28 protein-coding genes are annotated in these 20,493 nt (G+C 26.3%); 22 read left to right on the forward strand and 6 right to left on the reverse strand.

Annotated elements, in window-relative coordinates; all coding sequences use genetic code 11:
- Positions 1 to 145: 145 nt before the first annotated feature.
- Both RYM86_RS16975 and RYM86_RS16980 read right to left on the reverse strand, forming a co-directional pair.
- Entirely contained in the window at positions 146 to 709 is a 564-nt protein-coding gene (locus RYM86_RS16975) for a hypothetical protein (RefSeq protein WP_315081976.1), read from the reverse strand.
- Positions 710 to 840: 131 nt separating this feature from the next.
- A complete protein-coding gene (locus RYM86_RS16980) occupies positions 841 to 1,749 on the reverse strand; it encodes a DMT family transporter (RefSeq protein WP_315081977.1) in 909 nt (302 codons plus the stop codon).
- A 202-nt stretch (positions 1,750 to 1,951) separates the two neighbouring features.
- On the opposite strand from RYM86_RS16980, the gene RYM86_RS16985 reads away from it, so the two are divergent.
- The gene (locus RYM86_RS16985; protein ID WP_315081978.1) at positions 1,952 to 2,161 is read left to right on the forward strand and encodes a hypothetical protein; all 210 of its coding nucleotides are present in this window, start codon (positions 1,952 to 1,954) and stop codon (positions 2,159 to 2,161) included.
- A 141-nt stretch (positions 2,162 to 2,302) separates the two neighbouring features.
- Here the strand turns inward: RYM86_RS16985 and RYM86_RS16990 are convergent, their stop codons facing one another.
- The gene (locus RYM86_RS16990; protein WP_315081980.1) at positions 2,303 to 3,451 is read right to left on the reverse strand and encodes a DEAD/DEAH box helicase; all 1,149 of its coding nucleotides are present in this window, start codon (positions 3,449 to 3,451) and stop codon (positions 2,303 to 2,305) included.
- Between the two features lie 296 nt (positions 3,452 to 3,747).
- On the opposite strand from RYM86_RS16990, the gene RYM86_RS16995 reads away from it, so the two are divergent.
- The 7 genes from RYM86_RS16995 to RYM86_RS17025 all read left to right on the forward strand — a co-directional run bounded on the left by RYM86_RS16995 (position 3,748) and on the right by RYM86_RS17025 (position 10,512).
- A complete protein-coding gene (locus RYM86_RS16995) occupies positions 3,748 to 5,190 on the forward strand; it encodes a DEAD/DEAH box helicase (protein WP_315081982.1) in 1,443 nt (480 codons plus the stop codon).
- 257 nt (positions 5,191 to 5,447) lie between these two features.
- Positions 5,448 to 6,317 (forward strand): type I methionyl aminopeptidase, encoded by an 870-nt coding sequence (gene map / locus RYM86_RS17000; protein WP_315081983.1) that lies wholly within the window; start codon positions 5,448 to 5,450, stop codon positions 6,315 to 6,317.
- Between the two features lie 333 nt (positions 6,318 to 6,650).
- Positions 6,651 to 6,788, forward strand: coding sequence for a hypothetical protein (locus tag RYM86_RS17005; protein ID WP_315081985.1), 138 nt, complete (start codon positions 6,651 to 6,653; stop codon positions 6,786 to 6,788).
- Positions 6,764 to 6,964 carry a phospholipase D-like domain-containing protein gene (locus RYM86_RS17010; protein WP_315081986.1) on the forward strand — a complete coding sequence of 67 codons (201 nt, stop codon included), beginning with the start codon at positions 6,764 to 6,766 and terminating at the stop codon, positions 6,962 to 6,964. Before RYM86_RS17005 ends, RYM86_RS17010 begins: the two co-directional genes overlap by 25 nt.
- A gap of 33 nt (positions 6,965 to 6,997) precedes the next feature.
- Positions 6,998 to 7,135: a hypothetical protein gene (locus tag RYM86_RS17015; protein ID WP_202905399.1), complete on the forward strand. Its 138-nt coding sequence runs from the start codon at positions 6,998 to 7,000 to the stop codon at positions 7,133 to 7,135.
- 256 nt (positions 7,136 to 7,391) lie between these two features.
- Positions 7,392 to 8,867 carry a DUF262 domain-containing protein gene (locus RYM86_RS17020; protein WP_315081989.1) on the forward strand — a complete coding sequence of 492 codons (1,476 nt, stop codon included), beginning with the start codon at positions 7,392 to 7,394 and terminating at the stop codon, positions 8,865 to 8,867.
- A 121-nt stretch (positions 8,868 to 8,988) separates the two neighbouring features.
- Positions 8,989 to 10,512, forward strand: a complete 1,524-nt coding sequence (locus RYM86_RS17025) for an Eco57I restriction-modification methylase domain-containing protein (RefSeq protein WP_315081991.1) — start codon at positions 8,989 to 8,991, stop codon at positions 10,510 to 10,512.
- A 50-nt stretch (positions 10,513 to 10,562) separates the two neighbouring features.
- Here the strand turns inward: RYM86_RS17025 and RYM86_RS17030 are convergent, their stop codons facing one another.
- Complete coding sequence (locus RYM86_RS17030; protein WP_205455838.1) at positions 10,563 to 11,504, reverse strand: BsuBI/PstI family type II restriction endonuclease; 942 nt, start codon at positions 11,502 to 11,504, stop codon at positions 10,563 to 10,565.
- Between the two features lie 234 nt (positions 11,505 to 11,738).
- Here RYM86_RS17030 and RYM86_RS17035 point away from each other — a divergent pair, with 234 nt between their 5' ends.
- From RYM86_RS17035 to RYM86_RS18550, 8 genes are all read left to right on the forward strand, one after another.
- A complete protein-coding gene (locus RYM86_RS17035; RefSeq protein ID WP_315081994.1) occupies positions 11,739 to 12,077 on the forward strand; it encodes a hypothetical protein in 339 nt (112 codons plus the stop codon).
- A gap of 11 nt (positions 12,078 to 12,088) precedes the next feature.
- Entirely contained in the window at positions 12,089 to 12,385 is a 297-nt protein-coding gene (locus RYM86_RS17040) for a hypothetical protein (RefSeq protein WP_315081995.1), read from the forward strand.
- Between the two features lie 19 nt (positions 12,386 to 12,404).
- Positions 12,405 to 12,824 carry a hypothetical protein gene (locus RYM86_RS17045; RefSeq protein ID WP_315081996.1) on the forward strand — a complete coding sequence of 140 codons (420 nt, stop codon included), beginning with the start codon at positions 12,405 to 12,407 and terminating at the stop codon, positions 12,822 to 12,824.
- 19 nt (positions 12,825 to 12,843) lie between these two features.
- Entirely contained in the window at positions 12,844 to 12,984 is a 141-nt protein-coding gene (locus tag RYM86_RS17050) for a hypothetical protein (RefSeq protein ID WP_315081998.1), read from the forward strand.
- A gap of 136 nt (positions 12,985 to 13,120) precedes the next feature.
- Positions 13,121 to 13,303, forward strand: coding sequence for a hypothetical protein (locus RYM86_RS17055; RefSeq protein WP_315082000.1), 183 nt, complete (start codon positions 13,121 to 13,123; stop codon positions 13,301 to 13,303).
- 10 nt (positions 13,304 to 13,313) lie between these two features.
- Positions 13,314 to 13,547, forward strand: a complete 234-nt coding sequence (locus RYM86_RS18545) for a transposase family protein (RefSeq protein ID WP_399547990.1) — start codon at positions 13,314 to 13,316, stop codon at positions 13,545 to 13,547.
- Positions 13,548 to 13,673: 126 nt separating this feature from the next.
- Positions 13,674 to 14,150, forward strand: coding sequence for a transposase (locus RYM86_RS17060; RefSeq protein WP_315082001.1), 477 nt, complete (start codon positions 13,674 to 13,676; stop codon positions 14,148 to 14,150).
- On the forward strand, positions 14,122 to 14,283 hold the full coding sequence (locus RYM86_RS18550; RefSeq protein ID WP_399547986.1) for a transposase: 162 nt from the start codon (positions 14,122 to 14,124) through the stop codon (positions 14,281 to 14,283). Before RYM86_RS17060 ends, RYM86_RS18550 begins: the two co-directional genes overlap by 29 nt.
- A 54-nt stretch (positions 14,284 to 14,337) precedes the next feature.
- Here the strand turns inward: RYM86_RS18550 and istB are convergent, their stop codons facing one another.
- Positions 14,338 to 15,090: an IS21-like element helper ATPase IstB gene (gene istB / locus RYM86_RS17065; protein WP_315082002.1), complete on the reverse strand. Its 753-nt coding sequence runs from the start codon at positions 15,088 to 15,090 to the stop codon at positions 14,338 to 14,340.
- A complete protein-coding gene (istA, locus tag RYM86_RS17070) occupies positions 15,083 to 16,378 on the reverse strand; it encodes an IS21 family transposase (RefSeq protein WP_315082004.1) in 1,296 nt (431 codons plus the stop codon). Before istA ends, istB begins: the two co-directional genes overlap by 8 nt.
- A 431-nt stretch (positions 16,379 to 16,809) precedes the next feature.
- On the opposite strand from istA, the gene RYM86_RS17075 reads away from it, so the two are divergent.
- Genes RYM86_RS17075 through RYM86_RS17100 form a run of 6 tightly spaced genes read left to right on the forward strand, consistent with a single transcriptional unit; the run spans position 16,810 to position 20,220 of the window.
- Positions 16,810 to 16,986, forward strand: a complete 177-nt coding sequence (locus RYM86_RS17075; protein ID WP_315082005.1) for a hypothetical protein — start codon at positions 16,810 to 16,812, stop codon at positions 16,984 to 16,986.
- The gene (locus RYM86_RS17080; RefSeq protein WP_315082006.1) at positions 16,979 to 17,434 is read left to right on the forward strand and encodes a plasmid recombination protein; all 456 of its coding nucleotides are present in this window, start codon (positions 16,979 to 16,981) and stop codon (positions 17,432 to 17,434) included. Before RYM86_RS17075 ends, RYM86_RS17080 begins: the two co-directional genes overlap by 8 nt.
- 7 nt (positions 17,435 to 17,441) lie before the next feature.
- Positions 17,442 to 17,564, forward strand: a complete 123-nt coding sequence (locus tag RYM86_RS17085; RefSeq protein ID WP_315082007.1) for a hypothetical protein — start codon at positions 17,442 to 17,444, stop codon at positions 17,562 to 17,564.
- Between the two features lie 41 nt (positions 17,565 to 17,605).
- Complete coding sequence (locus RYM86_RS17090; protein WP_315082008.1) at positions 17,606 to 18,421, forward strand: hypothetical protein; 816 nt, start codon at positions 17,606 to 17,608, stop codon at positions 18,419 to 18,421.
- Between the two features lie 47 nt (positions 18,422 to 18,468).
- Positions 18,469 to 19,239, forward strand: a complete 771-nt coding sequence (locus RYM86_RS17095) for a hypothetical protein (protein ID WP_315082009.1) — start codon at positions 18,469 to 18,471, stop codon at positions 19,237 to 19,239.
- 18 nt (positions 19,240 to 19,257) lie between these two features.
- Positions 19,258 to 20,220, forward strand: coding sequence for a hypothetical protein (locus RYM86_RS17100; protein ID WP_315082010.1), 963 nt, complete (start codon positions 19,258 to 19,260; stop codon positions 20,218 to 20,220).
- Positions 20,221 to 20,493 lie beyond the last annotated feature (273 nt).

The raw sequence follows: 20,493 nt of genomic DNA on the forward strand, positions 1-20,493 counted from the left end.
GTTTCAAACTGAATACGTATAAATATAGAGAAAATGTCGCTAAAATAGGACAATTTCATAATAAATATAAAATATCGGATATAAGTATCAATATTATTACTTATACCCGATATTTATTATAGTATATTTAATTTAAAATATTTTTTTATTGTTGAGCATATTTTTCATCTAATATAATTTCAACATAACTAAGTTTATTTTCTACACTAGCATCTGAAGCTACTGTTATTTGATAAGTATTAAACTTGTTATTCCAAACTAGACCAATAGGAGCAGTTACGTCTGGTGTTTGAGCACTAATGCCTAATACATTTAAGATGTTAATACCATCATTAGGGTATTTCATTTCTTTTATTGGTATAATTTTAATGATTGCAGATTTAGAATCAACGTAAGTTATTTCAAAAGTATAATCATCCTTTTCGTAAGTAACTTTATTACCATCTGTGCTTTTAGGATTTCCTAAAAGTTTTTTAATGGCATTCTGATCCTTATCTTTTAAATCATCTATACTAACAACCTTTTTTACTTCTGCAGTAGAAGATTCAACATTTCCAGGTAGAGTTGAATCAGCATTTTCATTTTCAGTTTGAGTTTGTTCAGTTGTGTTATTAGCATCGTTATTAGTAGTTTTAGGTTTTCCACATGATACTAATGTCATAATGCATAATAGTGAAATTACTGATAATTTAATAATATTTTTTTTCATGAGCGTTTTCCTCCTAAGATATCAAAAATTTTGTTTATGCTTACATAGTAAAATTTGTTATTTGTAAAATATTATATCACTATTTATTTTTAATAAAAGCAAAGTAATAGAATCTTAATAAAGATTAAATTTTAATGTAAGCTTTGTTTGAATTTAAGTAGTTTAAATCCATTTTCTGAAACATAAACTCCAAGTAACACTAATATTGCACCAAAAGTAGAGTACATAGTAAGGCTTTCATTTAATATAAAGAAAGAAGCTATCATTGTAACAGTTGGTATTAAATAAATGTAATTATTAGTTTTAATAACTCCCAAATTATCAACTGTATAATTCCAAACAACATAACAAATCCCAGATGCGATTACCCCTAAAAATAATAAATTAAATATTACTTTTGGTTGTGATAATGATATTGCATTTATATTATTATTTGAAGAAAACAATATAAATGGCAATATGGTTAGTAATGCATAAAAAAACATTTTTCTAGTTATGTATATGTAGTTATAAGTACCACTAATTTTCTTTAAAGTTACTGAATAAACAGCCCAAGACAATGCAGCAGATAAAGCTAAAATGTCTCCAAGTGGATTTAATTTTAATATAAAATTCCCATTAAAGATAACTAAAAATACACCTAAAATTGCAATTATAAATCCAGTAAATAAGTTTTTATTTAAGCTTTCTCCTTTTGAAAAAAAGTGTGCCATAAATGCTGTTAAAATTGGAGCTGTGGCAAGAATTAATGCTACATTAGATGTAAGAGAATAAATTAATGCAGAATTTTCAGTAAGAAAATATAAAGATCCTCCAGTGATTCCAGCAAGTAAAAATAAAGCTTCTTCTTTTATTGATGTTATTTTGTGAAATTTAGGATGAATTAGTAAAAGCATAATGTATGCTATTGAAAATCTAAGAAACATTATTTCTGCTGGAGTGAAAGTGCTAAGTAATACTTTAGTAGATACAAATGTAGTACCCCAAACTACTATTGTAAAAAATGCTAAAAAGTTTAATAATAAATTTTTATTATTCATATGAATTAAGTCCCCCTTTAATCTATGTAATTTTTGCTCTGTGGTAAATTATATAGTAATAATAATTTTATGTAAATAAATTAATATTTGAGAAAAATGGTACTGATAGAATATTTTTGTAAAATATTAGGCAGTATTTGAAGGAATATTAAGTTTTTCCATAGAAGTATAGTACTAGGGATAAAAGGGGGATGATAAACTTATGAATAATATAATATTTAAAACAATAGACGGAGTAGTTTATGGAGGAGAATTAACATACTTTGGAAAAGAAGAATTGTCAGTAAAAAATTTATTTAGATATAATGACTTTGATGATGACTATATAAAGGAATCTAAAGAGAATCCATATAAAAATGAAGATGTATGGTTTTATACTAACAAAATAATTTGGTATAAAAAGAGAAGTTAATTGAATATTAAGATATGTTTAAGTACATGTTTATATATGAATAAGTAAAGCTAGATATAACTGACTATTAAAAAAGATTACTTAATTGAATTGCTTCATTTAAGTAATCTTTTTTTATTTATAATATATTGTATAGAAAATTTACTTATCTTTATTTTTAAGTATTCCATTAGAAATAATTTTTTCTTGGAATTCTACATCAAATGCTTTTTCATATTTTTTTATTATGTTCATTTGTTTATCAGTAACTATACAGATAGAAGTACCTTTTGCATTACCTCTAGCAGTTCTACCAGATCTATGTAAGTATTCATCAAGTTTTAATGGAAGATCTAAATTAAATACATGAGTAATATCAGTAATATCAAGACCTCTAGCAGATACATCTGAAGAAACTAATATTTTGATTTTACCTGTTTTAAAGCTATCAATAGCATTTTTTCTTTCTTCTTTAGAAATACTTCCACTCATAGCAAAACACTCTCTATTATGATAATTAAGTTTTAAAGAAGTTAATTCAATGTCTTTATTATCATTAACAAATATTAATGCTCTTTTTGGATCTTCTGCTGCTATTATTTTTCTAAGTACTTCAAATTTATCTCTTCTATCACATTTTACATACACATGTGAAATGTTAGGGTTAATTGAAGATTTACCTTGTGATTTAACTATTATTGGATCTTTCATTAATTCCTTTAATGAACCAACTATTTCAGGAGTAATAGAAGCAGAAAAGGCCATTAATTGCCTATCTCTCATAGTTGTTTTAATTATGTCTTTAACAATTTGAGCTCTTTTTGGATCTAATAAGTTATCAACTTCATCAATAACAATAGTTTTTATAGTATGAGCAGTGATTTTTTTCTTTCTTATAAGATCAAGAACTCTACCAGTTGATCCAACTATTATATGAGGCTTAACTTCCTTAATCTTTTTAATTTGATTATTTATATTAACATCACCGATTATTCCAAGTGATTTAACGTTTATTCCAGAATTATCTGAAAGCAACTTAATTTGCGCCTCTATTTGCATAACTAATTCATGAGTTGGTGCTAAAATTATTGCTTGAATATCTTTCTTTTCAGTATTTATTCTTTCAAATATAGGAAGAAGGTACGCTAAAGTTTTACCACTTCCAGTAAATGATTCTCCAATTATGTCTTTATTTTCTAAAGCTTCATTTATAACTAAACTTTGAATTTCAGTTGGAACAGTTATATTTTGCTTTTCTAATGCACTTATTATATCTGAACTTAAATTTAAATCGTTTAATGATTTTGTCATATTTTAAAAATTCTCCTTTGTTTTTAAATATTAGTATGCTTAATTATATACTTAATATATGTATTTTTCTAGTTAAACTTGTATTTGTAGTATATAATCATAGAGTTAGATAAATTTTAGTTAATATTTAATGAATATTACCATAAGAGTAAATATTGTTATTTCTAAGTTATAACTTTTAATAAAAAAGTATTTTTTGAAATAGATATTTAACATATAGGCTAAAATAAATTTGTTATAATAAGTAAAGTGAATTTTAGATATTTCATTGAGATAAAAAAGGAGACAATTAAAAAATGAGTAAAGAATTTAATAAATTTGAATTAAGTGATGAATTGTTAAAAGCAATTGATAATTTAGGATATAAGACACCATCAGAAGTACAAGAGAAAGTAATACCCGAAATACTTAGAAATAAGGATTTAGTTGTAAAATCTCAAACAGGAAGTGGAAAGACAGCGTCTTTTGGTATTCCATTATGTGAAAAAATAGACTGGGATGAAAATAAACCTCAAGTGTTAGTATTAGCGCCAACAAGAGAATTAGCAGTTCAAATTAGTGAAGATATATCTAATATAGGAAGATATAAAAGAATTAATTGTGTACCTATTTTTGGAAAGCAATCAATAATGGATCAAGAAAGAAAATTAAAGCAAAAAACACATATAGTTGTTGGTACTCCAGGCAGAGTATTAGATCATATAGATAGAGGAAGCCTTGATGTGTCAAAGATAAATTATTTTGTTATAGATGAAGCAGATGAAATGCTTAATATGGGATTCATAAAACAAGTAGAAGCTATAATAAGAAGAATACCAAAGAAAAGAGTAACATTATTATTTTCTGCAACTATACCTGATGAAATAAAAAACTTATGTGACAAACATATGAATAGACCAATTGATATAGCAATTAAATCTCAAAATTTAACAAGCGATAATGTAAGTCACTATGCTTATCATGTAGGATATAACGAAAAACTAGATTTATTAAATAATATACTTATATCTGAAATGCCAGAAACTTCAGTTGTATTTTGTAGAACAAAAGAAAATGTTGATACAGTACATGAATATTTAAATAGTAAAAGATATTCTGTAAATAAAATACATGGCGGAATGATGCAAAAAGACAGACTTGATACTATGGAGCAATTTAGAAGAGGTGACTTTAGAATTTTAGTAGCAACAGATATAGCTTCAAGAGGTATAGATATAGAGGGAATTACACATGTTATAAACTATGATATTCCAGTTGAAAAAGAAGCATATGTACATAGAATAGGAAGAACAGGACGTGCAGGGGCTAAAGGAGTAGCATTAACTTTCTGTAAAGATTCTGGAGATAGATATTTAAATGAAATTGAAGAATACATAGGCTTTAAACTAGAGGTTAAAAATATTCCAAGCAAAGAAGAGATAATTAATTGCACAGAAAAAGCAATGGAAGTATTAAAGAGCAAACCAAAAAAGAAAAAGGAAAAGAGTAATGCTGTAAATAAAGATATAATGAAGATATATCTAAATGGTGGTAAGAAAAAGAAAATTCGTCCAGGGGATATAGTTGGAGCTGTAACTAAAATACCAGGAGTAACTGGTGAAGACATTGGAATAATAGATGTTCAAGATTTAGCTTCATATGTAGATATATTAAATGGAAAAGGTAAGACTGTAATAAATGGACTAAAGACAGCTACTATTAAAGGTAAAAAGCTTAAATGTGATAGAGCAAGAGGTTAACTTTAAGTAAAGTGTTTATCTATGAATAAGCAAAGTTGGACGGAGTAATTGAACTTAGGAATATTATAATAATTTGATTAAATAGTATAATTTAGTTATACTGAATAAAGAATAATAAATAGTTAAAAAATCACTTTTCAAATTTTTTATATATAATAATAGTGTGCTATTTTTAGAAGTTGTGATTGTAGCATAATCTAGTAAGTAAATTATAGGAATTTTAAAAGTTAATTTAGTAAAGAGGTGTATTTAAAATTATGTTTTCAAATAGAAATGCAAAATGCTGGTGTGGCAGTGGATTAAAATATAAGAGATGTCATCTAGAATTTGATGAAAAATTAGAAAGTTTAAGATTAAAAGGTGAAATAGTTCCACCAAGAGAAGTAATAAAGAGTTCAGAAGACATAGAAGGAATAAAAAAGAGCTCAGAAGTTAATAATGGAGTTTTAGATTTAGTTGCAAGTAAGATAAAGGCAGGAATGTCTACTTTAGATATAGATAAATTAGTTTATGACTATACAGTAGAACATGGTGCTATACCTGCACCTTTAAACTTTGAAGGATTCCCTAAGAGTGTATGTACTTCTATCAATAATGAAGTATGTCATGGTATACCAGATGAAAAGATAATACTTAAAGATGGAGATATCGTAAATGTAGATGTATCAACAATTCTTAATGGATATTATTCAGATGCATCAAGAATGTTTATGATAGGTGAAGTTAGCGAAGATGCTAAGAAATTAGTTGAAGTAGCTAAAGAATGTATGGAAGCTGGAATAAAAGCAATAAAACCATGGGGTCACTTAGGTGATATTGGAGCTGCTTGTCAAGAAGTAGCGCATAAGAATGGTTACACAATTGTTAGAGCTTTAGGTGGTCATGGAGTAGGAAATCAATTCCATGAAGAACCTTTTGTACCTCATATCGGTAAAAAGGGTACAGATATGGTCTTAGTACCAGGAATGGTATTAACAGTAGAACCTATGGTTAATGCTGGTGGATATGATGTATATGTAGATGCAGAAAACGAATGGACTATATATACAGAAGATGATTCATTATCAGCTCAATGGGAACATACTGTTTTAATAACTGAAACTGGAGTTGAAATATTAGCTAAATAATTTTGTGATGCTTCAAGGATAGTGCTTATATTATATATGTATAAGTAAAGCTGGACGGAGTAATTGAACTTAGGAATGCTAAAATTAAAACAAGGCCAATAATTAAAGTAATTATATAAGAGATTACCATCCTGTATTTGTATAAACATAGGGTGGTATTTTTTATGGAGTAAATACAAATAAACAAAGAAAGTGTATAAATAAATTTTTCATGCAGTCTTAAAAAACATTTTTGTCGTAATAAAATTAGTAAATTACAAATACAATATAATATTATTACTAAATTAAAGGTGCATGATGGGAATAATATGTTGGATAAAATCAAAATTATTATTGAGTAAAAAGAGTAATGAAGAAAGTTTAATGCAAATGTTAAGAAAGGAAATAAAGAACTTAAAAGAGGAAAATAAAGAATTAAAAGAAAAAATACTAGTTATAGTAATTTTATGCACAATAAGTATTGTATTATAGACAATGAAAAGGTAATTGATGGATCATATAATTGGAGTAACAATGCTAAATATAATTTAGAATATATTATTGTTATTGAAAGTACTGTTGTAGCTAAAATGTATAAAGAGAATTTTGATAAGATCTATAATAATCCTAAATATTATAATTTTGAAGAATATAATGAATTAGGGTAAATTTTATAACGTATTAATTTAAAGGAGTTTTTTATGGAAGATGAACAAATAAAGGATATTATAGTAGCTTTAATAAATAATAAGATGTTTCCAGAAGGAAAAGATGAAGAACATACTGCTAAATATGTAGCTAGATTTATAAAAACATTACAAAAAGAATTAGATAAATAAGATGGAGGCTGGTGGAGGGTCGCCTCCACCATGAAAACCTCGACAATACAGAAATGTGTTGTCGAGGTTTATTAATATTTAAAGGATTAATAAAAGCATTGGATAACTTTCTTTAGTTATTTAATGCTTTTTATTTATGACTTATTTTTAAGATTTAAAAAAATATATTGACTGATTGAATAAGTCGTAATATTATAAGACTTATAGGAATAATATTACATACAAAATCGACTTATTAATAAGTCTGGAGGAGATTATGATCGGTTTAGAACTAATTGCAAAGCTAAAGAAGGTTGAATTTAAGGAGATTGCAAGTTATTTAAATGTATCACCACAATCAGTTAGTGATTGGATAAAAGGAAAAAGACGAGTTCCACCAAAGAGAGCTGAGGAGCTAGGGAGATTTTTTAATGTAGAGAAAGAATTAATAGGAAAGGTATTAACTGATGAGGAGAAATTAAAATTACATTATGAGATAAGTAATTTTAATAATATTATTGAAATTATGGAAATAGAAAAGGTTGAGGGGGTCAATAATAAAGTGGATAATATTCAATTAAATATGTGGAAGGATTCGGATGATAGAGAGGTTTTAACTACTAGTAACTTAGAAAATAAAGTTAAAGAAGAGAGAAGAAAAATAAAAATAAAAGAAGCTGATATAATGATATCTCAATTAAAAGAAATGTATACAGAAAGAGAAGCTATAGATGTTCATCCTGAATTTCAAAGGATATTTAGATGGAGCAACAAACAAAAATCTAGGTTTATTGAATCAATATTATTAGGAATTCCAATACCACCTATTTTTATAGCGGAGGATTCAGATTTAAATTGGGATGTGATAGATGGGGTTCAAAGACTTTCAACAATATTTGAATTTTTAGGAGTATTAATAGACGATGATAATAAGTTGGTTGAGCCGACTGTTTTAGTGGAGACAAAAATATTAAAAGAACTAGATGGAAAAGTGTGGGATAATAAGTACCATAAACATAAATTTTCATTTAATGAGAGTAAATATTTAAAAAATGCATTTCTAAATGCAACTTTAAAAATTATTAAAATAGATGAAGAAAGTGATTCGAAAGTTAAGTATGATACATTTGATAGACTAAATACTGGCGGAAGTAGGTTAACTGATCAGGAAATAAGAAATTGTTTAGCAATTATGTTAAATAGAAATTTTTATGTCTGGTTAAGGCAATTATCCTACAATCCTGACTTCATAAATTGTATGCCTTTAACAGAAAAGGGGAAAAAAGAGCAGGATGATTTAGAATATGTACTAAGATTTTTCGTGTATAGGAATATAGATTTATCAGAGGTGTCATCAAGTGATGATATAGGTGATATGATAACTGAGAGAATGAGAGACTTCTGTACTGAAAATATATTAGATTTTAAGAAAGAAAAAGAAATATTCGATAAAACATTCCAATTATTATCCGATGCGTTAGGGGAAGATGTATTTAAAAAATACCATAGAGATGGAAAATTTAAAGGTGCTGTTAATTTATCAAATTTTGAAATTATTGCAATAGGAGTAGCTAATAATATTGAGGAAATATTAAAGTTAGAACAGCCAATAGAGTATTTAGGAACAAAGATAAAAGAATTATACACAGATGAAAGATATTTAGAGTTACAGAAAGCAAAGATAGCTAGCCAAAGGGCAGTTACTAGGTTTATTAAGCTAACAACATTAGGAACAGAATACTTTAGTATATAAGTATAAAACAGGATATAATATTGTATCCTGTTTTTTATCTTAAAATAAGAGACTTTTAAAAGTAATTAAATTAGGATATACTAGGTACATTGATAATTAGATTAAGGAGAGTGGAGAAAAATTGAATGATATTGATTTTAACAATCAGAAATTTATTTTTGAGGACACTTTTAAAAATATAGATGGATTATTAAATAAGGATAATAAAGTTAAATATGCTCAATATTATACTGGAGAAAATATTGCGGTATATATGGCAAATATGTTAAAAAAAATAAATAAGAAAATTATAAGATTATTAGATCCAGGTTGTGGGGTAGGGATATTAACTGCTGCGTTTTTACATAGACTTATAAATATGCAAGATAGAAAAGTTAGCAAAGTAATAGTAACTATGTATGAAATAGATAAAGTGGTAATACCAAGATTAGAAGAAAATATGAAAGAAATATCAGATATTTGTAATAAACATGGATTAGCACTAGAATATTGTATAATAAACGATAATTTAATTAGAGATTTTTATGATAAAAAAGACTCTAATAGCATATACAAATTTGATTATATAATAATGAATCCTCCGTATATGAAATTAGTAGATAATTCTGATGATGATGTTATGTTAGAGAATATAGGGATAAATGTTACTAATTACTATGCTGCTTTTGTTTCAATTGCAATAAGACTCTTAGAAAGTAAAGGAGAATTAGTTGCAATAACTCCAAGAAGCTTCTGTAATGGAGTATATTTTTTAGATTTTAGAAAAGATTTATTAGAAAATGTGGCTTTTGATAAGATTCATTTATTTGAATCAAGAAAAGATCTTTTTAAAGAAGATGAAGTTTTGCAGGAGAACGTTATATTCCATTGTACAAAGAAAAAAACTAAAAAAACTCACAAAATAAGTATCATTCATAGTTATAGTAATTTAAAAGAAGGGGTAAGCGTTGAAGAAAAAAGATTTGAAGATGTCGTATTCCCAAATGATGGTAATTTTTCAATTAGAATAATAAGAGGGGCTGAAGAAGAAGAGATATCAAAGAGAATAAATTCTTTAGAATGTAGTTTGGAACAATTAGGGATTCAAGTTTCAACAGGACCTTTAGTTGATTTTAGAGAGCCAAAAGAAACACAAAGTAAGGAAAGAATATTTAATGGAATACCATTCTTTTTTAGTGAACATATATCTATTAAAGGTATAAATTGGCCTAAACCTAACGGAAAGAAATATAATTATATTATTTTAAGTGAAAATAACAAGAATAGGATGAGAAAAAATGGTAACTATGTATTAGTAAAAAGAATGACATCTAAAGAGGAAACGAGACGAATTGTTTCAGCTGTATGTGAGGGAGATAATTATGACTATGAGTATTTTGCTTTTGATAATAAAGTTAATTATTTTCATCATAATAAAGAAGGATTACCTATAGAGATAGCTAAAGGACTATGTATATATTTAAATTCTACTATTGTAGACAGGTATTTTAGAACGTTTAGTGGAAATACACAAGTTAATGCTAATGATTTAAGAAGCCTAAGTTATCCAACTTTGAAGCAGTTAAAAATTTTGAGTGAACGATATGATAGCTTAATTGGAAATCAAGAATTAATTGATAGAGAAATATATAATATATTATTTTAATAAATGATATAATAGGAAGGAATATAATTGATATATTCCTTCCTATATTATTATTTATAGGTAGAATAATGAATTTTTAAAAATGTTTCAATTACATAAACAGTAGTAGATGGAGCTATTTTAGTAGAAAATTCTCTGAATTTTTTATCTGTTAAAAAAACTGTATTCATATCAAGTTCATGAGGACAACCCTTAAATAATTTTTGTAATTCTTTGTAGCGTAATAGATCAACAGGACCAGATGATGCAACTGCTTCAAAAATAATAATTTTATTACTATCATTATCGAAACAAATTAAATCAGGATATTTACTATCTTTGCTAAAAGGAATATTTAATTTTTCTACTAAATTCATATTAAAGTATTTATCTTTTTGTTGAGTATCGCCAATATAAACTATTGAAGGATTTTTTGTCTTAGTTAATAAAATATCTTCAATGATAAACTTAGATATTAGATTATGGTCTCCTGATGAAAATTCTAGATTTTTATCTGTAAAGCTTGGATCATTAAATGGTGGATTAATTTTTACTGATAATAAAGATAAATGTTCAATTTGTTTGCGTCTATTCACAATTGTTTCATTTATAAATGATTTTTTTAACGTATCAAATGAATCCTTACCGAAATTATTAATTAAATTTTCAAAATCTTTACTAATTGTATAATTAGTGTTACCTGAATTTACAGGCCTACTAGGATCATCTTTATTTTTATCAATTAATCCAAAGTCTAATAAGTTTTTTAGTGCTGTTTTTCGAATAGATTCTCTAGTGTTTTCAGCATAATTTTTTTGTAAGTTGTTATTAGCAAAAGATATTATATCAGTAATACGAGCGCCGTCATGTAAACATTTTTTGCCTTTCATAAGTGTAGAAATAGATTCATCTTTATTTAGAAGTGCTAATAGAGAAGTATGGGTTATGTCAGTATTAGCATAGTTTGGAAAACCAAGTTCCTCCAAAATTATTTTGATTGATTGAGAATTCATAATATATACCTCCTGATTATCTGCAAATATACAGATGAAAGTGTATTGAATATTAGGCTTGTACACTTGGATTATCTGCAAAGTTGCAGTTATGATAAGGCTATTATAAGACTTTGAAGACAAGCTGTCAATGGGAAGTAAATAAAAATTTTAAATATATATTATTAAATTGGAATGATATCTATACTAGATAGATAATTCCTATAGGTTCATAAAAAAATGGAGGTAATATTAATGAGGAAGGTTAGGAAAGTAAGTGATTTAATTGGGATTGGACTAGAAACTAATATAATCAGTGCTATCGAAGAGCAACTAGATATTTTAGATAATAACTATGGTGCTGAAAGAAATATTGATGCAGATTTAGGTGGATATGTATTACTTCTAGAAACTAAAGATGATGTTATTGAAGCAAAAGAAAATATATTAAAGGATATTATTCCAGAGTATGTTGATGATATTAAATGTGAAGGAGGTAATCATTATTGTTTATTTCTTTTTCTTTTGTCTTCAAATTATGCAGTAATTGTAGTTCTTACTAAAGAGTTAATGAATATTCTAGTAGAAGAGTAGGAGGTGGAGAGGTGGCAAAGAAAGCTATTAAGGAAACTAAGTATTGCTCATTAATTTCGCAAAGTTTAATTGAAGATTCAGAGTATACTTATGCATTAGAGAAAATTATAGTTAAACCACAGAGCAATAGAGAGGAATTAAGATTTAGTGTGTACAAGGATCAACAGAGGTATGGTATGAAGTTGTTAGTAAGACCATTGGATCTTCAAGAAGAATTGTTTTTACAATTATTAAAGAAAGCAGTAGAAGATAACATGTTTAGCAAGAAGTTTATAACACAATTAAAGAGTTTAATTAATGAGAAATAAGACTTAATTATCAGTATCAATGGTAATTAAGCCTTTTATTATTTTAGGAGGATTTATAAGATATTTACTATGTGTTGGAAGTATTAAAAATAATATAAAAGAAATTAATATAATAGAAGCAAAAGCAATATATGAAGAAATTGCATTCAGAGGATATTCAAAGCTTGATGATATTATTATATATTCTAAGCTAAAAGATCTAAGAGAATATGTTAGTGACGAGATAGATGAAATACTTAGCTCATCTTATCAGATTGACAGATTATTTGATAAGGATACTATTATAGATTATTTTTTAGAAGGCACTTCAATTGAAGAAATAGCAAGAGAAATGATAGATAACTATGATGAATATGAAGAAGTGTTAGATATAGAGCCAGAGATAATGTTTGAAGCAAAGAATGGGCAAGCATATTACTATGCATATGTTAATAATTAGTTGAGTAGGAGAGATAATAATGAATGGAATTTTAATTATTCAAATAGTAGCTATGGTGTTAGAGTTAATTGCTAAAGGGTTAAGTGAATCTAATGTAATAAGTAAGGTTAGTAGTGCGTTTAATGTTTCAGAGAGCTTTATACGAAGATTTTTAAAGTAATATTTAATAAAAATTCTATAAATAATCAATGAGTATTTATAGATTTTTTTTTGCAATCACAATAGTAACAGAGTTCTACTTTGCCACCATTTAGTATAATGATTTTGTAAACTAAAGATGATAGAAGGAGAACAAAGTGAGAGATAAAATTGATTTTAAAGAAATATGTAGAGAGATTAGATGTGAAGAAAATTATTCTAAAGAAATCAAAAAATTAAATGATAATGAGAAGTATTATTTAGATATTGATGTTGAGAATAATTATAAAAATATGAAAAAAAATTTACTTAAATTATTACCAGTGCTTAATTATAAATAATACAATTTATATTAATGTTGCTTCAAATTTAACTACATGCAAGTGTCCTTACTGTGGACAATATTCTTCAAAAGTTCATTCTAGATACAAAAGAAGTTTTCAAGATTTACCTATTCAAGATAAAAAAGTAGAAATTATTTTAAATAATAAAAAATATTTTTGTTTAAATGGTGAATGTTACCGAAAGACTTTCGCAGAAAGCTTTTCTTGTTTTCATCCTAAAAGTAAAAAACAATTCGCTTAACAAATACAATAACAAAAATTTCAATGAATATGAGTTCAATAGCAGCTCAAAACTATTTGAGAGATAATGTTGTAGATATAGGTAAAAGTACTATATGTACTCTCTAAAAAAAAGATAGCATAATATTTGATAAAACCCAAATTACTAAAAGTATGTATTGATGATTTTGCACTTAGGAAAAGAAAAACTTATGGAACAGTAATGGTTGACATTGAAACTCATGCAATCGTTGATATGATTGAGTCAAGAGAATATAATGATGTAGTTACGTGGCTACGTGAATATCCTAATATTAAATTATTTTCACGAGATGGATCTATTACATATAATAACGCTATTAAAACCTCTCATCCTGATTCAATACAAGTTAGCGATAGATTTCACATATTAAAAAATCTAACAAGCTATTGTAAAGATTATCTATCTAAATATCTCAAAAATAGAATACCTATAAAATTATCTAATAAGCAGAAATCAAATACTAAATTAGATGATAAAAACAAGAAAATTCCTTCAACTTCTATAAAAGAAACTAATAACAATGAAAAGATTAATAGAAAACAAAAGTTGATTTATGAAGCTCGAAGGCTTCATAAAATATGATTATAATAACGGTCTAGCTGAAGGTTCAGTAAATAAAATTAAGGTAATCAAAAGAATTATGTATGGGCGTTGCAATTTTAATACATTGAAAAATAAAGTACTTAAACTTGAATATTATAGAAGATTCAACTAACTATGGAAAGAACCCTATGAATGTAAGTTTTCGATCATTTAAGAATGTAGTTTTTTAATCTTCGTCTTGCTTAAAATGATCTTTTAGTCTATACGACTTTCCATTAATTGTAACAACGTGGGCATGATGTAAAACTCTATCTAAGATAGCGCTAGCTATAACAGCATCATAAAAAATATCATCCCAAGAATTAAAATTTATGTTGGTAGTTAAGATAGTACTTTTCTTCTCATATCTCATGTCGATTAATTGAAAAAATAATTTTGAATCTTCTTTATCTATAGGTAAATAACCTAATTCATCAATAATAAGAAGCTTATATTTACTAAAGTGCTTAAGTCTAGCATCTAATCTATTTTCTAGATTTGCTCGCTTTAGCTGCTGTAATAAATCATTGCACTTAATGAAATAAGTACTGTAACGTCGCTTCGCAGCCGCGATTCCTATAGAAGTCGCAAGATGTGTTTTACCAACACCACTAGAACCTAAAAATACAATGTTTTCTTGTGATTCTAAAAAACGCAGTGTTAAAAAATCTAATATTTGATCTTTATTAATTCCAGGTTGAAAATTAAAGTCAAAATCTTTAATTTCTTTTTGATGTGGAAAAGCTCCAACCTTAACCATAGATTTAATCATATTTGCTTCTTTACAGTCAATTTCATGAGCTGTAAGTTTAATAAGAGCATCAACAAAAGATAGATTATTTTTTGTTGTAAAATCAATAATTTCGTCCAAATGAGTAATCATTTGCTTCATTTTCAAATATTCTAAATTATTTATAAGTTGTGTATATGTACTATTCATTTTGGTATACTTCTCCTATCATTTTTAAATTATTTCTAGCTATTTCTTTTATTTCATATGAATTTTTATTAAATGTTAAAGCACTAATTTCAGCATAATGTTCAGCTTGATAATTTAATTTCTGATTTTGTATTTTATGAATAGTAACTAAATTTGTGTTATAATACACATGTAGTTGATCATCATAAACTTGAAGTTTTAGTTTTTTGCCTATATATTCTGGTGGTACAGAATATTGATTTGATTTATATGAAATCATGCTTTGACGATTTACTTTAACACTTGTGATGATTATTTGGTAGTGATTTCTTATCTGCTCTTTAGGCAGTTCAGATAAGAAATCTTTTTCTTTTTCTAAATGTAATATAGGTATTTTGCCAGTTGATGTATGGCATGTACTATTGATTCTATTGTTTAAATTTGCAACAAGTTTATGCAGACCTTCATAATCTAAGGTTTCGTTATATGCTCTTATTTCATCTAATAGTTTCATAGGAGCTTCAACTTTAGCTTTTGTATTCGGTCTTCCTGCTATGCAGGGACGGACATTAAATCCATAGTCATCTGCAAATTGTTGAAATTTATTATTTACTTTTCCTTTAGAATAATTGGTTCTAGCTTCATCCATAACAGTTTTCATGTTATCTGTGAGTAATTCTTCAGGTACTCCTCCAAATGTTTCAAATGACTCATCTAAAAAAGAAAGTAGTACGTCTTGTGTTTTATCAAGAGATAATTTATATACTCTAAACCTTGAGTATGAAAGGATTAAAATAAAAACATTTATATTAATAACTTCACCTGTAGTTAAAATAAACTCTATATTTTCTTTCCAATCTAATTGTGCCTGTTTTCCTTTCTCAGTTTCATATCTCATAATCGAAGTAGTTGATATATGTCCTTTTTTCCTATTATTAAAGTACTCATTAAATTCTGAGTGATTAGATATGTATCTTCTAAACGAAGATTGTGCGCAATCTAGTCCATGATTATCTTTAAGATATTGCCATAAAATGCGCTTATAATAAAATACTTGAATTGAATCCTTGCTAAGAAGCTCTTTTATAATAGGCTCAAAAGCTTCTATTTTAGATTTGCGGTTTCTAGTGGTAGGTTTGACATATCCATTTAAATATTTGCCTACGGTTCGAGGATCAACCCCAAGTTCTCTAGCTATTTGGCTTTTATTTACTTTCAAATTGTTTACCTCCATAATTGGCTTTAATTTATGAAGATCTTCTAAAGTATTAATTTTAAGTTCCGAATAAATATTAGTTTTTATAATCATAATTACCCCCAATAAATCTTGAGTAATTATAATTTATTCAAACTAATTTGTACATTCTTATATGATCGTTTCCTTAAATTCTTATCGTATCATTTATAGATATAGTTATCTGTATTTCAATGGTAGTGTTGGATAACTAGAAAAAAGCATCATTATTGATGCTTTTTTCTGTATTAAACCTAATACAGAAAGCTCCATGCAATGGTCTCACTGAAAGTGACACTCGGTAGAGCGAGCAGGTTAATATATTAACAATAGTGAGTTACGACTTATTTCATAATTCATAACTACGATTTACTAAGTAAGTCATTACGTTTTTCGTGTTATACGTTACGTCTATGTTATAAAAAAAGAAAAATTTATTTAAAAAGTTAAAAGATAAATTAATTTAATATATAATCTATCCTCTTAAATGAGAGGAAATTATATGTATGAAAGATTATTATGAACAATTTAAATTACTAGTTAATTCGTATATTATCTTAGAAAATAAATTTTATAAGTTCAAGGATGCGTTTGATCAAGTTGTTAGATTATACAATAATGAATTGCAAGAAAATGAAAGACTAAAGAGAAAAATAAAGGAATTAATTAATAAGCATGAGTAAAATTGTAATTAGACTGGAAAAGGTAAAAACTTTACGAGAAATAGCACAAAGAGAACTTCATAATACCAGAGGTAAAAGGGTTGAAAATTCGGATGGAACTGGAAAAGTAATTATAGAAGGATTAACAGGTGTTGCAAAAGAAATAGATATGCTTACTAGGAAAATGAATATAGAGCTTAGAAAGAATGGAAAGAGAGCTATTAGAAAAGATGCTGTACGTTGCATAGAAATAATAGTGAGTTCTGACAGAGAGTTTTTTGAGAGATATAATTATGAAAAGTATTTTGAAGATTGTAATAAATTTTTAAAAAGCTTTTGGGGTGAAGAAAGTATTATTTTTTTTAAAACAACGCACCTTGATGAATTAGTTCAGCATTGTCATTTTATGGTGTCGCCTATTATAGAGGGAAAATTTAATTATTCTAAGTTTATCAGAGGAAAAAGTTAAGTTAATTATGAGTGAACAAGGATTTTCAGAAGAATTTATTGACTTTGAAATAAATAATTATCTTGAAAATAAGTGTAAATCGATAGATACAGAAGAAAAGATAAAAATTGGAAAAGATTTAAAGGAATGATATAATTAATATAAAATTAATTTATAGGAAAGGTGCTTATTATGGGGAAAATTATAGGTAAATGTGCTTTATGTAAAAAGGAAGAACTTGAATTACTTCAGAGTCATATAATACCTAAGTTTACATATAAACGATTAGCCCAATATCCAAATAGTAGATTCAGAAATTATTATAAGTTAAATGATATTTTTCAAGATGGAGAAAAGAAACCACTTCTTTGTTCAGGGTGCGAAGGATTTTTTAGTAAATTTGAAGTTAAATTTGTAAATGGGGTTTTGGATAAATATTTAAATAATAAGAAGAATGAAATAGATAAAAAGAAATATGATGATTTTATTTTTTCTTTGAATTGGAGAATAATATATGATGGTATTTTTAACTTAAAATCATTTGATAAAACATCTCCAATACACCAACCATTTTATGAAATGGAAGAACTCATGTGGACTTATTTGGATGCTAGAAGACGTGAGATAGAACATCCCCAAATTGATAATATAAAAAACTATATTATTTTTATGGAAGAGTTTAAATTAGGCGAACAATATAAAGAAATGTTTAAGTCAAGTACGTTTGGATATAGCTTTAGTGCAGATAATAATAGTAAATATATAGTTATGACTTATTTTCTTGGAGTAATATGTGTAACAGTTTATGAGTTAAAAAACGTTATTATAATTGACAGCATAGTTAATAAAATAAGAAGATTATTTAAATATAGTTTCTTAAAAAATATTATAGAAAATGAATTGAATTATAATTATAAAAAGATGATTGAACAAGCTAGTAAAAATGAAGAAATATTATCAAAAGGGCTAAGGGATAAAATAAAGAAACGTTATGAGAATAAAAAATAAATCAAGTGTCTTATTTGATAGTATATATTTATGGGAGATAGATTAAAATGAACGAATTTCAATTGAATTTTATCAATTATTTCGAAAAGACTGAAAAAGCATTGAAGGATTCTATAGAAGAAACTTGTGGCATACTAGAAAGAAGCTTAGGGTTAATACCAACATACAAACCAATGAGAAAAGTAGTGGCAATTCAATTGAGATTACTACTAGCAGATAGAGAAAATTCATTAATACCAAAAGTATTTAAAGATTTTAAATTGCCACCACTAATAGATGATTATATTAACATACATGAAGATTTATATTGCATTAATGTTAACAAGATAAATGATATGTTTGATTATACTAAAGAAGAAATTAAATTAAGGCAATGGTTAAGACAGAAAATTTATTATTTTGATAGAGATATTGATAGTTTGCCAAGTAAGATTGATGATTTATTTTTCAATCAAATATTAGATAAATTAAGTAGGGGTAATCATAAGAGGGATTATATTTATTTTAATCAATGTTTTTATAGCAATAAATCTACTGGTAGATATGAAGAAAAAGAAATATATCATTTTTTAAAAGAAGAAATGAATAATAATGATAAACAAAAATTATTAGAGTTATTAAATAGAATAGGATATAACAGTATAGATATATTTACATTGATAAAATTAGTTGCAAATAAAGAAGGGGCACATAGTGATTCTAATACACCAATAGGTCTGCTATTTGCTCATATAGATGATGAGAGAATTACGTATTTGGATGTAATAGCATTAACTATATTAAAACAAATACAAAAATATTTAGATAACTCTAATTAGTAGTAAGAAAAAAAGAAGGTGACTATTATAGGATATGATGCATATGTTCATGTTGATAAAAGAAAGTATTCAAGGGCTTCAGTGGAATATTTATTAGAAATGATGGAGTACAAAAAATATGGAAGTACTTTTTATTGTGGAAATGATGAGGAATATAAATATCATTCGGGAATAAAGGTATGGAAATGTGATGAAAATGATTCTGAGATAATTTATAGAGTAAGAACAATGATTTGGGCAAGTGGATATGATATCAAGAAGCAAAATGATACAATTAGGTGCCTAAAAAAGTATTGTTCTGCTTGGTTTGAAAGCGATGAAGGGAAAGATAGATATTTTAAAACAGGAAGTTTAATTAAGGGAGCTGAAAGTGGATGCTATCTTTCAATACAAAATCTAGATAATAGTTTTGCTCAATTAAGTATGGCATTGAACAAGTATCCAGAAGATACAGAAGCTGAAAAACAAATATCACAATTAGGGTTACCACTGCCTAGTTGTTTTAATGCAAATGTGTATTTAACGTTTCTCTGTTCAGTGATAGAAGAATATTTTCGCTCTACATATATTGCTTTACTAAAATATTCTGATAGAAAAGAAAAAATATTGAATGTAAAGTTTTCGCCATATGATATGGTTGATATTAGTTTGCAAAATAAAACTGTAGAAGATGTATATGCTAGAACTCTTTCATTTCAAAATATTCAAAAAATAATATCCAACTTTAAACAACTCAATAGTAAGCTAGATATTAGTAAGCCGCTTAAAGAGCCTTATCATAGAAGAAAGAATAATTTCTATGAACAGATAGATAGGATATTTGAGCGTAGGCATGGAATGATACATAGGATGGATATTGATTTAGAGTATACAACAGCAGATTTAATTAAAGATATAGAAGATGTTAAAGTTTCTCTAGTGAGAGTGTATGAATATATTTGTAAGCAATATAATTGGGAGATACAAGAGATTTCAATTTAAAGTTATTAGATAATCACACTACATCTTAATTAATATATTTGTGCTACACATAACACTCAGCACACAAAGTAATATAAAAGTTAAAGACTTTAAGATAATCTTGAGGTCTTTATTTTATGAACTTAACAGATGGGGTATTTGGAATTCGAAATGGGGTTATAAGCGCTAGTGAAAAATTACAAAACAGCCCGGAAAAAATCTATTTTAATGAATTAAATTAGTAACTATTCAGCTATTAAATAAATTTATGATATATGATATGATTTTTTTCTA

It is taken from the genome of uncultured Clostridium sp. (genome assembly GCF_963527835.1).
Lineage (GTDB): Bacteria > Bacillota > Clostridia > Clostridiales > Clostridiaceae > Clostridium.